Annotated in this window: 17 protein-coding genes; 2 read left to right on the top strand and 15 right to left on the bottom strand. The window is 33.1% G+C overall.

The genetic code is table 11. The features are described from left to right. Positions 1-14: 14 nt before the first annotated feature. Both RBH95_RS05715 and RBH95_RS05710 read left to right on the top strand, forming a co-directional pair. Positions 15-221, top strand: a complete 207-nt coding sequence (locus RBH95_RS05715) for a hypothetical protein (RefSeq protein WP_307901733.1) — start codon at positions 15-17, stop codon at positions 219-221. Between the two features lie 94 nt (positions 222-315). Then, positions 316-615, top strand: a complete 300-nt coding sequence (locus RBH95_RS05710) for a GIY-YIG nuclease family protein (RefSeq protein ID WP_307901732.1) — start codon at positions 316-318, stop codon at positions 613-615. A 412-nt stretch (positions 616-1,027) separates the two neighbouring features. Here RBH95_RS05710 and RBH95_RS05705 read toward each other — a convergent pair whose 3' ends face one another. The 15 genes from RBH95_RS05705 to RBH95_RS05640 form a co-directional block, all read right to left on the bottom strand. After that, on the bottom strand, positions 1,028-2,239 hold the full coding sequence (locus RBH95_RS05705; RefSeq protein ID WP_307901731.1) for a glycosyltransferase family 4 protein: 1,212 nt from the start codon (positions 2,237-2,239) through the stop codon (positions 1,028-1,030). Between the two features lie 14 nt (positions 2,240-2,253). Then, on the bottom strand, positions 2,254-3,153 hold the full coding sequence (locus RBH95_RS05700) for a glycosyltransferase family 2 protein (protein WP_307902235.1): 900 nt from the start codon (positions 3,151-3,153) through the stop codon (positions 2,254-2,256). A 204-nt stretch (positions 3,154-3,357) separates the two neighbouring features. After that, a complete protein-coding gene (locus tag RBH95_RS05695) occupies positions 3,358-4,362 on the bottom strand; it encodes a glycosyltransferase (RefSeq protein ID WP_307901730.1) in 1,005 nt (334 codons plus the stop codon). Positions 4,363-4,369: 7 nt separating this feature from the next. Next, positions 4,370-5,563, bottom strand: coding sequence for a glycosyltransferase family 4 protein (locus RBH95_RS05690; RefSeq protein ID WP_307901729.1), 1,194 nt, complete (start codon positions 5,561-5,563; stop codon positions 4,370-4,372). Beyond that, positions 5,563-7,023, bottom strand: coding sequence for a glycosyltransferase family 39 protein (locus RBH95_RS05685; protein ID WP_307901728.1), 1,461 nt, complete (start codon positions 7,021-7,023; stop codon positions 5,563-5,565). The genes RBH95_RS05690 and RBH95_RS05685 overlap by 1 nt, the downstream gene beginning before the upstream one ends. A 5-nt stretch (positions 7,024-7,028) precedes the next feature. Then, complete coding sequence (locus RBH95_RS05680; RefSeq protein WP_307901727.1) at positions 7,029-7,748, bottom strand: glycosyltransferase family 2 protein; 720 nt, start codon at positions 7,746-7,748, stop codon at positions 7,029-7,031. Positions 7,749-7,878: 130 nt separating this feature from the next. Continuing rightward, complete coding sequence (locus tag RBH95_RS16685) at positions 7,879-8,157, bottom strand: methyltransferase domain-containing protein (RefSeq protein WP_374047825.1); 279 nt, start codon at positions 8,155-8,157, stop codon at positions 7,879-7,881. Positions 8,158-8,504: 347 nt separating this feature from the next. Then, complete coding sequence (locus RBH95_RS05675; RefSeq protein ID WP_307901726.1) at positions 8,505-9,467, bottom strand: glycosyltransferase; 963 nt, start codon at positions 9,465-9,467, stop codon at positions 8,505-8,507. 69 nt (positions 9,468-9,536) lie between these two features. Then, positions 9,537-10,622 carry an acyltransferase gene (locus tag RBH95_RS05670; RefSeq protein ID WP_307901725.1) on the bottom strand — a complete coding sequence of 362 codons (1,086 nt, stop codon included), beginning with the start codon at positions 10,620-10,622 and terminating at the stop codon, positions 9,537-9,539. A 43-nt stretch (positions 10,623-10,665) separates the two neighbouring features. After that, entirely contained in the window at positions 10,666-11,763 is a 1,098-nt protein-coding gene (locus RBH95_RS05665) for a glycosyltransferase (protein ID WP_307901724.1), read from the bottom strand. Continuing rightward, on the bottom strand, positions 11,764-12,705 hold the full coding sequence (locus RBH95_RS05660; RefSeq protein WP_307901723.1) for a glycosyltransferase: 942 nt from the start codon (positions 12,703-12,705) through the stop codon (positions 11,764-11,766). Positions 12,706-12,707: 2 nt separating this feature from the next. After that, positions 12,708-13,553, bottom strand: a complete 846-nt coding sequence (locus RBH95_RS05655; protein WP_307901722.1) for a glycosyltransferase — start codon at positions 13,551-13,553, stop codon at positions 12,708-12,710. 2 nt (positions 13,554-13,555) lie between these two features. Continuing rightward, a complete protein-coding gene (locus tag RBH95_RS05650) occupies positions 13,556-14,344 on the bottom strand; it encodes a glycosyltransferase family A protein (RefSeq protein ID WP_307901721.1) in 789 nt (262 codons plus the stop codon). Further along, positions 14,341-15,111, bottom strand: a complete 771-nt coding sequence (locus tag RBH95_RS05645) for a glycosyltransferase family 2 protein (protein WP_307901720.1) — start codon at positions 15,109-15,111, stop codon at positions 14,341-14,343. The genes RBH95_RS05650 and RBH95_RS05645 overlap by 4 nt, the downstream gene beginning before the upstream one ends. Continuing rightward, the gene (locus tag RBH95_RS05640) at positions 15,112-16,416 is read right to left on the bottom strand and encodes a glycosyltransferase (RefSeq protein WP_307901719.1); all 1,305 of its coding nucleotides are present in this window, start codon (positions 16,414-16,416) and stop codon (positions 15,112-15,114) included. Positions 16,417-16,423 lie beyond the last annotated feature (7 nt).

Genomic DNA, 16,423 nt, shown 5'->3' with positions numbered 1-16,423 from the left:
GTGCCTCACTCGTAATGACGGAAGGGGTCATTGCGAACGGAACGCAGTGGAATGAAGCAATCTTTTTAAGGGTAGGCCTTCCATTGTACAGATTACTTCAGTCGTACCTCCTTCGTAATGACGGAGGGGTCATTGCGAACGGAACGCAGTGGAATGAAGCAATCTTTTTAAGGGTAGGCTTTTTCATTATAAGGATTACTTCAGTCGTGCCTCCTTCGTAATGACGCTGTATTTTTGGGGTGAGGGCCTTTTCTTTTTACGGATTACTTCACTCGTACCTCACTCGTAATGACGTAAATTTTATAAATTTAAACTATGAAAAAAGCCTATGTATACTTTATGGCCAACAAAAACAATACGGTTATTTATATAGGCGTCACCAGCAATCTACTCAAAAGAGTCTATCAGCACAAAACAAACGTTTATAAAGGTTTTACCTATAGATATAATTGTGACAAGTTGGTGTATTATGAGGAATTTGATTCTATCACTCAGGCTATTTCCAGAGAGAAACAACTTAAGGCTGGCAACAGAAAACGAAAAGAAGACTTGATCAAACTAACTAATCCTGAATGGCAAGACCTGTCTGATGGTTGGTTGTTTTACTTTTCATAGGCTCAATTCAATGCGGTCCCTGTATTTTTAAGAAGCGTCATTGCGAACGGAACGCAGTGGAGCGCGGCAATCTTTTAAGGTATCGCAGATTCATTGTACAGATTACTTCGTTCGAGCCTCACTCGTAATGACGGAAGGGGTCATTGCGAATGGAACGCAGTGAAATGAAGCGATCTCTTTAAGGGTAGGCCTTTTCATTGTACGGATTACTTCAGCCGTGCCTCCTTCGTAATGACGGAGGGGTCATTGCGAATGGAACGTAGTGGAGTGAAGCAATCTCTTTAAGGGAGGGCCTTCCATTGTAAGGATTACTTCGCTCGTGCCTCCTTCGTAATGACCAAAGGCGTCATTGCGAACGGAACGCAGTGGAGTGAAGCAATCTCTTTATGGTATTGTCTTTTCATTTTAAAGATTACTTCGCTCGTGTCTCGCTCGTAATGACACCTCCTAACACCTGGTCATAAAGTTCCAGAAACTGTTGGATAGAGTGCTCAGCACAAAACTCCGCCTTCACCAAATCATGGGCATTTTGGGTAATCCGCTGCAAGACTTCCTCAGAGATATGTATCACCTCCAAGACCGCCTTCGCCATCGCTTCTGGATCATAAACAGGCACCAACCACCCTGTTTTTCCTGGAAGCACTACTTCGTCCATCCCCCCACAATCGGAAGATATTACTGGAATACCTAAAGCCATCGCCTCAAGAACCACATTGGCAACCCCTTCATTTAAACTAGGTAGTAAGAGTGCATCAAAAGTTTGCAGAGACTTGAACAAGGTTTCCTGAGGCATTCCTTTTTGAAAGCTCACCAATTTTTCCAGTCCTAACCGATTTCGCATGAAGAGTAGCTCTTCGGATGGACTCCCCTGTGCTATAATGGTATAATGACATTCTATCCCCAGTGTGTTATATAAATAGCTTATGGCCAATAAGGCAAATTTATAGCCCTTCACCCAATGATGGCGCCCTACAGAGATTAGTTTTAGGGGTTGATTTTTATGTTTTTGAGGAGGCCTGTACTCACTAAAGATAGTTTCTTGAATTGGGGACCGTATCAATTTTATTTTGGAAGAATTGGCTCCATACTTTTGTCCTTCCAAAGCAATTGCTTTGGACACCGCATGAAAGCCATCTACTAAAGGAAACACCTCCTTATAAATTTGCCCCATATAGGGCTGTACTATAGGGCTATAATTGATGTGTGACCCCAAAAAACTTACCACAATTTTTATATCAAATTGTTCCTTTAAAAACCAGTAGAACTCTAAATCCCGAGCCCATTGTATATGAAACACATCTGGACGGTATAAAATAATGGGTAGAAACTTTGTAAACCAAATCCATTTGTCGTATACCCTAGGATATTTTTTTATGACTTTAATTAGCTTTAGCAAGTCTTTTGGCGCCTTTATGGCCAATAGGCCGACCCTATATGTACTTATTAGTAAGTTTTTATAGTGGGATTTAGGAGTTATATAACATTTTATGTTTTTAGATTCGTAGTTATGTAAGCGCTCCCTAACACCAAATAATAACACTTCGTTGGTTGAGGCTACCCCAAGAATTACATGTTCTATAAATGTAGTACTAGGTACAGAACCCGAAAAAATGGCTATTTTCAATTCCTTAATTTTCTTTAATTATTATATTTTACCTTGTCAAACCAGCTATAGCCCCTATTGGTAATTTTATAAAATAGACCAATACTATATAATTTGATTATTTTTGTTTTTGTAAAAATATGCTTGTTCAAACTAAAAAGTTTCTTAGAAAACGCCATTGCTTCCCGCAATTTTTTATTTCTATACATATTTTTCACAAGGTAAAAGCTTAGTTTATATTGACACAGGACACATTCATCGGAAAGCTCAAACTCATCTTTATTTTCCAACAACTCGCTAACAATTATTGACCTAGAATAGGACTTACCATTATCATACTCTATCCTATTGGGATGCACTCTATTTTTTACAAGAACCTCATCTATAATTGCTGGCTTCAATTTTTTCAACAAAGCTTTGATATGATAGTCATAATCATCTGGCCCTATTAAATCTTCATTAAAATTTAGCTCTACATTTTCCAAAGATTTTCTTTTCCACAGAGGTGCATTGGTACTCCACCCTATTTTTTTTAAAATAAAATCATTTACAGGATCCTGACTGTATAAACACTCATTCCAAAATTCCATTTCCCGCTTGGTATCATTATTAAAAAATAATGTTTGAGAAATTGTAAAATCATAATTTCCTTTCATTAAAGCTTTTAAGTCCTTTTCTAGTTTGGAAGGCTGCATTAGGTCATCAGAATCAAACCAATTTATAAATTCTCCCTCACTTTTAAACAACCCAAAATTTCGACATCCAGAGGGGCCTTTTTTATAAGGTACCGTTCGCCTAAAATATCTAAATCTATTATCTTTTTCTATATAGGTTTTTACTATTTCAGAAGTATTATCGGTAGATCCATCATCAATTATAAGGCATTCCCAATTGGCATATGACTGCACCAATATGGAATCTAGGGTCTCCCTAATAAGCCTGCTCTATTATATGTGGGTATAATAATTGATATCAGCCGGGACTTCATATCAAAATTTTACTATTAAAAAAGTCATACAGCAATAATTATAATACTTTAAAGATGTTATATTTTATACTTTTAACAAAGAGAACAATGAATTTCCCATAGAATATACTTACAGCTATATATCCTATTGATATAAACATTCCAATTAACTTTAAGTTACCTCTTTATTTTTTTTCAAATAATAATTTAAAATCTTGATTTTATATTTTATAGGTAAAAATATAAAGGGACCAATTTTTTCTACTATTTTTCTATTTATAAAATAAGATATCAAAAATCCCTCTAATTGTCTTTGTGATAGAGAATCAAATTTTTCTTTATCAAATATGCGCTTATCTGCATTACCCTTTTTTAACTTCTCAAACCATGACACCAAACTTCTCAGCTCTATGCCATTAATAGTATAATCGTGTTCTGTAAAAGCCCGTAAAAGGTCATCCTGCTCTGGGTGAGTCAAAATTCCTAACTTTTTATGAATATATTGAGCTATTGGAATGTTGCGTACTAGCTGTTCTTTTCTTCTATTTGCCGTTACACTAGTTTGATGTATCCTGCAATAAAGTAGAGCTTCTTCCAATTGATGGAATTTCCCTTTAAAAATCAATCTACTCCACAAATCATAATCTTCTGACGGAACCGCATTAGGATTATACCTCTCCAGTAAAAGAATTTCTCTAGGAATCATAACTGTGGGATGAAAAATAGGGTTTGAAAAGACTAGTTTCAGAGAGATATCCTCATGTTGAGAAGGAGTTCCCAATGTTTTCCCATTTATATCCTCAACTGAAGTCCCACAAAAAATTATTTGATTATCGTTTGCAAATACTTCCAATTGCCTTTCCAATCGATGAGGAAAAGACACATCATCATCATCCATTCGTGCGATGTAGGTTCCTTGGGCCTGAGCAATCCCCTTATTTAAACTATCTGCAATTCCTGTATTGGCTTCCTTTTTTATATACCTAATTCTATGATCCCTAAAACCCCGAATAATTTCCTGAGTCCTATCGGTAGAACCATCGTCCACAATAAGGAACTCAAAGTTTTTATAGGTCTGGTCCAAGATACTTTGGATGGCCTCGGCTATAAATTTCTCTCCATTATAGGTGGCCATCACAACAGAGATTAAGGGTTGGGTATTTAGATGCTCTTTCAACTGCAGTTTAAATCAAGGATTGGTAATATTTTATGTTTTTCTCTATAAGAAGCTTCCAATCGAAGTTTTGTTCAATCGTCTTTCTTGCTTCGGTAGACAGCTGCTCCGCATTTATTTTATTCAGAAACAGTTGTGTGACCAGGACTTCATAGTCTTCTTCTATCTGGGCCAGTAAACCATTAACACCATGTTGGATGATTTCCTGAAATGATGGTATGTTTGAGGTAATGACCACTTTTCCCAAGGCCATTACCTCTAGTAGTCCAACGGAAAAATTCTCCCCAAAAGAAGGAAAGAGCACTACATGGGCCTTTTGCAAGTAAGATTCAATTTCGGCATTTGGAACGGCTCCATGATAGGTGGTTTGCAGACGTGCTTTGTCTGACAAGAGGTTAATTGCCTTTTGGTTCCAATAATCGTTATTGTTATTGCCCATTATATGAAAGGTAGCCTGAGGGAAATGCTCCAGTACCTTATTAAAGACCCTGCAGGCTATGTCGATCCCTTTTCTTTCCCTAATGGAGCCAAAATAAAAGATGCTAAAAGGCTGGGTTGGTTCTTGTAAATAGTTTTTACGAGTTGGCAAGACCGGCATCGTGACCCCATTGTATAATACTGTAGGTCGCTGAGGCAAATTGAAGCTTTTTTGGGTTATGTCTGCCGAGTGTTGGGATACCGCTATGACATTGGTATGTATGCGTTTAAAAAAACGACGTTCGAAAATTGTGTCTGACAGCCTATTATCGTAGCCCATGAATTGGTGCAAGGTTAGACCAGAGCCATGGCAACGGACCACTTTGGGCAATTGCCCCTTGAAGTAACAAGCATCGCCTCCATAGTCGTGAAACTCTACCAAATCAAAGCCTTGTTTGCTAACAAACTTGGAGGCTTTCCAGGAAATGAACCTGCGATTAACGAATTCCAAGCCCCGCTTTAAGGTGATGTATCCCGGTATTTTAAAACGTCTGAAAGGGCTCTTTATGCGTTCATTAATTGTACTTAAGTCCTTAATGCTTACCACCTGCACTCCATGATCCTTAAACTCCATTGCTGTCGAGCCAAATGAAAAGATTGTTATATTATGCCCCCGTTGCTGTAGCTCCTGGGTGAATTGTTTGACAAATACCCCTATCCCTCCTGTTTTGCCCATTTTGGGATGGGCATATTCTCTGGTAATAAAGCAAATTTTTATAAAATTCATTATTTAATTAAGAAACCATCTTTAAAGCTAATTATTTCAAAATCCTTAAATTCCCGAAACAACTCTTTTTCAGACATTAAATAATCACGCCAATCTACACTTTCAAAATATAATATTTGTTTTGTTCCATTTATCACTTGTCCTTTCATTTTCAATATGTCAGCTTCATAATTCATATTATATTGTTTAATATTAGGATAATATTTAATTGGGATAAATTCTCCCTGTAATCGAGTAAAAAACCTCAAGGCATCTGTGGCATTAGTATACAAGTTCAAATTTTGGTGTTGTTTTAAATAATCCACTACACCAGAATTCTTCCATTTTTTTCCAGAAAACCCTTGACCATTAAAAAAATGATTTTTCCATACGGGAACTGAAGATACACAAACACTAAGAAGTAAAACAGATAAAATTATATATATATATATATTTAACTTACTATAGGTATAATAATAATTAAAAAAAGTAACAATTAACAAAATTAGCATTGGGTATATTGGCATCAATATCCTATAATCTAATGGTGTATGTGCATCAAAAAAAGAAATCGAGATTAATAGAAAAATTATATAGGTTCCTATAAAAAGAAAGTTAAAAAAAGATATGTTATTTTTTTTTAACTTAAGTTTATTGACTTTAAACAAAAAAAATATAGTCAAGAATACTATTGTTCCAAAAAAGTACTTATTATAAAAAAACCAATCATAAAAAACATGAAACCCGAATTTAATTTTTGAAAAACTAATTATGTGAAATCCAATTGTTCTATCCACAACTGTTGTTGGGAATTTTAATGTATAGGTAATCCAGATTGCAATTATTAAAAAAACTGAAACAAGATAAATACATAAATTCAACAATTTAACTTTAAAAATCTTATTAGATAGAAATAATATATATAGGCAAATTGAGCCAATAAAAGCTACTCCAGCATATCTTGTTAAAAATAAAAAACCACTAGAAATTCCAACAAAAATTAAAATAAGGCTTGAATTTAACTTTATCCATTTAACAAAAAGATATAAGGTCAACATAAGAAACATTACAAACAATCCTTCACTTGTAAACAAAAGGAATTCAGTAGTTGAAATAGAGAACAGTACAAGAAGTAATGAAACAAGTTTAAGACTATCAACTATTTTTAATTCATTCATTATCAAGATCAATAAAGAGGCATACACTAACGCTAAAATAAGGTTTAAATATAGGCCAGCATCAATAACATCTATATTAAAAAGATATGAATTTAAACCTAAAAACAATGGATATAAAGGTGGCCAATGATTAACTAAATTGCCATAATTATCAACAACTCCTTTCCCTTCCGATATATTTCTAGCAACTTCAATATAATTAACAGAATCAGGAGTAACTCCTAAGTTAAAGGGTTTGGTTATTAATAAAAAAAATAAGGAAAAGACAATTCCTATTATAAAATATTTGTAATTTTTTCTCATAAGAATTATTTAAAAATCCCATATTTAAAGATGCAATAAATTGCTCTAAAACCATCCTTCCAATTTATTTTTTTACCTTCATCATATGTACGTCCATAATAGGATATACCAACTTCGTATATCCTTACTTTTGGAATTCTAGAAATTTTTGCAGTAACCTCTGGTTCAAAACCAAAACGCTGTTCCTTTAAATCCAAACTCTGTATCAAATCTGTTCTAAATAATTTGTAACAAGTTTCCATATCAGACAAGTTTAAATTATTAAACATGTTGGATAAAAAAGTTAAAAACCTATTGCCGATGGTGTGCCAAAAAAACAAAATTCTATGGGCTTTACTACCTTTAAACCTAGAACCATAAACTACATCGGCAAGTCCATTAATAACAGGATTTAATAATTCGTTATAATCATTAGGATCATATTCCAAATCGGCATCCTGTATAACAATATAATCACCTGTTGCATTTTTTATTCCAGTATGAAGTGCTGATCCTTTACCCATGTTGATATGATGCTCAAAATATTTTATATTTATTGTGGGGTGATTTTCTATATAAGATTTTACGATTTCTGTTGTATTATCTAGAGAGCAATCATTTACAATAAGGATTTCTTTTTCTATGCTATTCAACAGTTCAACTTTTCGTACCTTATCTAAGATCATATAAATGGTTAAAGCTTCATTATAAGCCGGAATTACAATGGATAGTGTAGTTACTTTCATATAAACTTTTTAATATTAAATCATAAATTAATAGACTTTAATTAGCATTTGATTCCTATTATAATATCCTGAAAACTTAAATAATTATCTATACCACTCCAACCACCAAAATAAAACAACTATTATTCTTCTATTTAAAAGTAAATGCGCTTTTACCCTTGGACACTCGTTTTTCTGCTTCCTCATTGAGCAAAAAAAACGTGAATAAACATCTCCCATTAGGTTTTAAAATTCTTCTAATTTCAATAAGATAATTTTCCAAATATTTTTCAAACATATGAGTAAAAACCGAGGTTAAAAAAACAAAGTCAAAACTATTTGCTTCAAATGGGAATTTAAAATCTGATGCTAAAACTTTTCCTTGGGGATCATAACGTTCATTATAAACATCAATATGTTTAAATTTAATATTGGGGTATTTTATCGTAAAATTTGATTGACACCAATTAATCCCATCCTTGATAATTTCTAAACCTTGGTAACCTCCTTTTCTGATAAAAAAGCAGTAAAAGGAATGGCCATTCTCACAAAACCACTTCCAACCTCTAGGATACTGGAATCAGTAGTTATGTTACTATACCTTTTAAAATACTCAAAGAACTCCCGTGCTATTTTTTCATTATCCCCAATATCTATATTATCGTATCTTTTTGCCCGGTGACAACGCATGACGCTTTCCAGACCAGACTTCTTATTTATCCTTAAATATTTGCCACTTTGTTCTAAACATGCCCATTTGTTTCAATTCTATTAAATCTAAGTAAAATACCCCTTATTGGTTAACTTGTCTGTATGCGCAAGATGTAAAGTTCTAGTCAAATGGAAATGTAGTAATCGAGCCCCTAAACTTAGAGACTTCCTTGAAGTCAATATACTAAGCCTATAGAAACTCCTAATTAGTTTTACTGACTTAATGAACTTACCTGAAGGATTAGGGGCATAATAGTACTTTATCCATAGCCATAGATACATTACCAGATGCTTTGTCTTCTCTGTCTTCCCAGCTTCCTCTAAATGTTTTACGGTATCTGGAATAAAAAGATTTAAACCTTGATATACCTTTTTATAAAAACTACCACTGCTTTTAGGAGACGGCTCCAAAACAGTATCTGGTTTAGCATTATTTAAAATTTTATATTTAATCTTGGGTAATAATAGAGCCCTAATCATCAATTCTGGGTCATTAAATCTAGGATACCCTTCTGTAAACCCTTTAAGTTGTAAAAGAATTTCTTTTCTCCAAAATGGATTTACAATGGTCCAGGGTAAATTTGATGATAAAAAACCAATCAAATAATTTTCTAATAATTCTAAGTTTTGCTTCTTTAAAACACCTTCTTCTAATAATGATGTCGGAAACACCCAAAAATCATTGTTAGGAAAAGCTATAGCAGCGTTTACCCTTTGTTCCAAACAATATGGCATTAAAAAGTCATCGGAATCTAGATATATCACATAATCTCCATTAGCTTTTTCCAATCCAATATTTCTACAGGTTGGCGCCCCCTTAGGCCCTCTATCACGTTTGAACCATTGTATGCGTTTATCCCTTTTAGTGTATTCCTCCAATACCTTTAAAGTGTTATCAGTAGACCCATCATCAACAACAATACATTCCCAGTTTTTATTAGTTTGAGAAATCACCGAATCTAAAGCCTTCTTTATAAGATCTTCTCTATTAAAAGTTGGAATAATAATAGAAGTCAATGGTATTTTCATATTTATACAATGTCAAAAAAGATTTTTTTTGCAATAAGTTATTATCCTAGTATTTATCACTTGGACCTATCATTTTCCTGATAAATGACTTCGTTTAATGTACTCTCTGAGTGGATTCTCAATTAATTTATAACTCAATGATGACAATACTATCAACAGTATCAAATAAAAATAAAAATGTAAAGTTGGATTATTTAAATTTAACACCTTGAATACCTTAAAAGTAATGATGTAAATTGGGAGCTGCAATATATATATGCCATAACTTATTTCACCCAAAAAAATCAAACTAGGTTTATTGAAAATTGAAGTGATTTTACCGGAATTTAGAGAAATGAGCAATACCAAAGGCAAGAAAAGGATTAATAGCAACCCATTATGATAATTAAATACATGAACATATTTTAGAAATACCAAAAGTAATATCAAATTAATTAAGATAAGTTTATCATAATCCTTCTTCCATGTCTTCAAGTTTTGTTTGAAAAAAAAGCCCGCTAAATTTCCAATAAGGAATTCATTTAAATGCATTAAAGGAAAAAAATGAAAAAACTCATGCAATACCCTTGTACTTGCAAATTTTTCAAAAAAATCTGTCATCATATAGAGGTGAAGTAGAATTTGGCTTAAAACCCAAAAAGATATAATTATTAAAATATAGTTTTTGGATAATTTATTACCATTATAAAATGAATTAAAAAAGAAGGGGAATAAAGCGTAAAAAAAAACTTCAACTGACAATGACCAAGCTGGAACATTAAATGCTAAGGCTTTTCCTGGAAACCAAGACTGAACCATAAATAGATTCAAAACCATACCCTTTAGATCAAAATTGTAAAAATTAACTACCGCCTTATAAATTACAATTAATATTATAGCTAATAAATAAACAGGATAGAGCCTAGCAAATCTATTCTTAATAAAGCTAAAATTATTAATTTTAGTTTTATTTGAATACGCGATGACAAGTACAAAACCCGATAGAAAGAAAAAATAACTTACAGCAACATTTGCCTTCTTAAAAAGAAAACCTATCACCTCTAAATTAAAAGGGAATATGTCTTTGCCATAATGATAAACAACTATAGATATAGCTGCAATGAATCTAGTAAAAGTAATCTGGTTAACCTTTAAGCTATTTCTTATCTCTCCCAAATGATTTTATTTTTTAAGGTTCTGTACATAATATTTAGATTTGTTATTGAACACTCTCTAAAGTTTCTTGTAATATACTGATATGTTTTTCTAAGCTAAAATGAGCTTTTATACGTTTTTTCCCTGCTAGCCCTAGACCTTTAGCATAATCCATATCTTCCAACAACATTATCATATTGTTGGACATTTGGTCTACATCATGTTCTTTAGACAAGAGGCCTGTTGCTGTATGTTGAATCACATCTGAAATACCTCCATGATAAGTAGAAATAATTGGGAGTCCAGAAGCACTTGCTTCTAAAATTGTAACTGGAGTCCCCTCCATATCGCCATTGTCTGCGGTAATTGAATGCTGAACAAACGCCAACGATTCTTCCAAGAGTTTTCTAAATTGGTCTGAAGTTATAACTCCTACCAACTTTACATTATTTTCAAGACTCAATAATTTGACTAAGTTTTTACAGACATTGAACAACATGCCCTCACCAGCCATCACCATAGTGGCATCTGGATGTTTTTCCAACACTTTCTTAAAAGCTAAAATGGTATAATATGGTGCTTTTTTATCAGTGAATCTCCCCACTGACACAAATTGCTTTTTAAAAAACTTAGGATTGACCTCATAAAATTCCCCTTGAGGGCCACAAGGTGTATACACCAATTTGTTTTCAGGACATCCTAAATTTATTAAGGCTTGTAACATCACTTTAGATACTACAATTATTTTTTCTGCATGCATAAAGACTTCCGAGTAATTTCCACAGGATGCAATTACACTCTTTACACTAGCGTCAAAACCATGAAAGTGAACCACAAATGGAATTTTCACTAGTTTCAATACAGATATTAATTGGTAGGCATACGAACCATATTCTACCAAGACCACATCTATTTTGTTTCGCTTTAAAGACCTAACAATAACTTGATTATAAAGGTATGAAAACGATTTCCGGGTTAATTTCCTATATACTCTAAGGAACCAAATTCTTGAACTATTATTAACCAAAGACTTTTGATTTAACTCGAGGTTAGGAAATTGGCCATGATAGTAATAAATATTCCCTTTTAAAAGCTCTTTATGAGCTTGTATAAATGTTTCCGAGTATGTATTATTATTGGGTGAAAAAATTGCAATATTCATTCAAATTTCGGCTTTATAACTTTTTAGCAATCTGTATTTCAGAAAGTAAATCAACAGTTCTATTTTATGAGTTGGCTTTATTCTTATTCTGTAGAAATTGGATTTTAAAATATACTTGAATTTATTAAGTTTAAACCAATTTAAATACAATTCGTTTTCAAGTTTCTTTAATGTAAGCCCCCACTCTCTGTAAATATAATTTCTTATTTCTGCTTCTTCAAGTAATCTTTGTTGCTTTTCCTTATTTGTTCTATGAAATCTAGATGTGTTTTCATGACCCCTGAAATAGTTCAGAGGTTCATGAACAAATGCTATCTCTGTATTTTTGCAAATTTTAAGCCAAAATAACCAATCCCCACACATGCGCATGCTCAACAAATCTCTATCAAATGTATTTGTAGTTATCAAACTTTTATCAAAAACTACGGCACTGGCATTAGGAATGATATTTTTAATCACCAGATAATCCCTAATTAGCTTATTCCCTTCAATTTTAAAGTCATTTAACCATATATTAGGAACTAGATTTCTGGTATACTCTTTACGATGTAAGTGAAGCCTTCCATCTTCGTTAACATCCATTGTTTGCGTATAGCAAATTCTGGCCCCAGACATCAATTGCTCAATTGTCTTTTCTAGAAATGTCAATTCACAATAATCATCACTTTCTGCTATCCAGATAAATTTTCCTTTTGCAATTGAAATCCCTTTTTGCCACTGCTTAAAAGGAGATTCCGAATTTTTTCTATTAACTACCAAATGAGACACCCTTGGATGACTTTTGTAATTTTTCAAAAAGTCTACACTCTTATCTGAACTACAATCATCTAATAAAATCACTTCAAAATTTTGATAGGTTTGATTAAAAATACTTTCAAGCCTTTGTTTTAAAAATTTTAAATGGTTGTAATTAGGAACAATTACACTTACTAATGGTTTCAAACTTATTTTCTAAATTTATTAAAATAGTAGCTATAAAGCTTTTTTTTAGGAAGTTGCAATGGAAATTGTTTATATATTTCATTTCGAAAATAAACCTGATCTTCGTCCATTACGCTGGTATTATTAATAAAGGACGCTTGATTTGCATGTATCCGAAACTTTACCTGTTTTTCATTAAGTATCAATATATTTTGATGTTTTAATACTCTATAATAAAATTCATAATCTAGAATCTGTTTTAAATCCTCTCGAAATATTCCAACTTTGTTAAAAATATTCTTCCTAATAAGGACTGTTGTAGGTTCTCCAATTTTATTCAAAGGAGCATTGAAAAATCTAAAAGATTTAAACAAACCTCTATCTAAAAAACTTATTCCATGACCATTGGACCTTAAGTTTAAACTTTTCTGCAAGTCTCCATACACATCAATCCACCTTGACCTCTCTTCCTTAAGAACTGACTCTTCAAAAATAAGGTTTCGTTTAACTGCAACTAAACTAATGTTAGGATAATTTTCTAATACCTCCACCATTTTTTCCACACACTCAGGCAATAGAATATCGTCCTGAAACAAGAACTTAATGTATTGACCTTGAGCCAACCTTATGCAATTATTCCAATTGGCTCCAATTCCCTTAGGCTCATGATCAACTATATGAATTGGTAAGTTGGTTTTGGATTTGTAGGATTCTATAATTTTTAAGGTATTGTCTTTTGAGCTATCGTCAGACACCACAATTTCTAAATTAGCATAGGTTTGTGCAAGGACAGAATCCATGGCTTGGGCTATAAAATCGGCCCCGTTATAGGTAGGGATGCAAATGGAAACCAAAGGTTGTGTTCTCATTACTATTTCTTTATTCCAAGCATTAGTTTAATTAAGCGCCTAAACACAAAGGACGGTTTTAGGAAACTCCTTTCTAACGTTTTATTTACATCTGCCAAATAAACAAATGCATCAAAATATTTTGAGGCATGTTTTTTAAACACATATGATTTAACCTCTAGTTCTGTTTTTTTATCCATCAATGAGGTCATGGAAAACTCCTTTATACGATAAAAAAAAGTAATAGAATCCAGTTTTACCACTTTATCTTCCTTATTCAGGATATGAATCCAAAACTCCCAATCTTCCAACCCTTTTAGCATGGTTTCATCATAACCGCCCACTTTTTTCCAATCCTCTTTATGGAACATGGCACTGCAATATACCATATTAGCCACAAACAACCCATAATAATGGAATGGCTTGAGTTTCCACTCCCCAGTTTTGATTCCAAAACGCTCTACCCTACCATAGACTAATTTTGCCCGATTACCCTCTATTTCCTCGACACAGGATTCAATATAATTGGCACTTAAATAATCATCTGCATCCAAAGGCAATATGTAACTTCCATTGGCCCTTTCAATTCCAAAGTTTCGAGCACTAGACAAACCGCCATTGGTTTTTGAGAAATATCTAAATCGAACATCTTTCGAAGTCCACAGCTTACTTTGTGATTCAGTATGATCTGTAGCACCATCATTCACAATAATACACTCCCAATTCTGATATGTTTGCTCCAACACAGACTGTAAAGCCTGATTCAAATACTCCGCCTGATTATAACATGGCACTATAACAGAAACCTTCATTGGCTTACTTCCTTTAGAATGGATATTCTTTTAAGCTTTTTTTTGACCTGATGGAGCTTTGCCTTTAAAGTGCTCCTTATCTTCACAGCTTTCATTTTCCAAAAGAAATCTTCATGCAAAACCATTGCCCGTTCATTCTCTACCAAATTTGGCATATTACTGCTTATACCGTCCAAATGAAATTTGGAAATAACCTCTGGTATATGCATATAGCTAAATTTAAATTTGATAATCCCCAACATAAAAAATTTCCAATCGGAAACTATTTTGAATCTTTCATCATACATCAACTTATCAAAACAACTTCTCTTTACAAGTGTTGCTGGATGTGGTAAGGTATCCTTTATAAAGTACAAGAAGTCCAAAGTATCTGGGTAAGTTTTTATGTATTCCTGTCTAGCTGCAACAGCAATATCCCCAAAAAGGAAATCTTTATCATTTCCAAGAGCTATACTTTCCGCGAAATGGAACAAGGCCCTTGTAGTGTAGAAAATATCTCCACTATTGAGGAACAAGATGTACTTTGCAGTAGCCAGCCTTATTCCCTTATTCATGGCATTATAAATTCCCGTATCTGGCTCACTTAGCCATAAAGCTATGTATTTTTTTTCCCTTTCTATCAACTCCTTACTTCCATCGGATGATCCACCATCAATGACGATATGTTCAAAATTCAAAAACTCCTGTCCTTTTACACTTTCAATTGTTTTTAAAAGACCCGATGCATTGTTCAGGTTAACCGTTATTATGGAAATTAATTTACTCAATTAACACTTATTATCAATTAACAAGCCTTGAAAAAGCTCTTTATATTTTTTTGCCTGAACTTCTAAGCTATATTTTTTTATGGCTTGATTTCTTATTTCACTTTGATTGAACTTATAATCGCCATTGAGAAAAGACTGAATGGCAGCTTGTAATGCAAGAACACTTATTTCATTAGTAAGCAATCCATTGTGACCATGATCAATCATTTCTTTAATTCCTCCTACTGGAAATCCAATTACAGGTGTTCCGCACATTAGGGATTCTAAAACCGTATTGGGTAAATTATCCATCAAGGACGGGATGATAAAAATATCTGCCGCAGAATATACCAAACTCATCAAACGCTCATCTTTAATTGGCCCCAGCTGTATTAGATTTCCCATTGTTTTAAGCTCACTCGTTTTATGGCCAACCGCACATAAAACCGCATCATTGACATTTAAACTTTCAAAGGCTTTCATCAGATACACAAAGCCTTTTCTATTATTTTTCAATGATTCTGCTACAAATAAAATCACTTTTTTACCCTTTGGAATATTTAGTATTTCCCTTGAAAATTCTTTATTTCTCAAAGTGAAGACCTCCTTATCCAAGCCATAGGGAATATGTAAAATTCTATTATTCAAAAAAGCACCAGATTTTTTAGCTTCATTGGCCAGCCATAAAGAAGGTGCTACTAGCGTTAAACTTTTACAGCTTTCGAAAAGCTTTTGTTTTAAACTGAAAATCTCTGCTGATATCTCCTTTTCTTCCTGAGAAACTAATCGGAGTTTTGGTTTGCCATAGGTATCTATGCCTAAATAGTTTTCCTCATAATGCTCGCCTCCCGTAAAAGGAAACATATCATGTAAGGTCCACACTAGAGGTTTTGTGTTTTTAGCAAAAAAAGATTCAAAGTCCAAAAAATCTGCAACCCAATGGAGATTTATAATATCGGCCTCCTTATATAATACAGACTCTGTAATATCGAATTTCGATTTTACTAAACTAAACATTTCCAACTCCTTAGACCTTTCTTTTAAAACTAGGTCGATTTTATGACTGAGCCCATTAGTTGCTTCCTTTTTATCTTTATTCTTCTGAAAAAAAACATGTTTGAGCTTTCTTGTAATCCTATTACTATTGTTTTTTTGTTGAATCGATTTTGGAGCAGAGCTAATAAAAGAATTAGGGATATTTGGATTCTGCCTTGTCCTAAGTAATAAAGAAGAATCAACATCACAATCTAAAAGTCCCAGATGAAGTCTGACACATGAATTTGCTGCCCCTCCAAAATCATAGGTATTTACTATTAGTACTTTCAATTCTTCA

Origin of the sequence: Mangrovimonas sp. YM274, assembly GCF_030908385.1 — a bacterium.
Taxonomy (GTDB): domain Bacteria; phylum Bacteroidota; class Bacteroidia; order Flavobacteriales; family Flavobacteriaceae; genus Mangrovimonas_A.
Note: the sequence above shows the minus strand (reverse complement) of the source record. Positions and strands in the feature narration are given on the sequence as shown.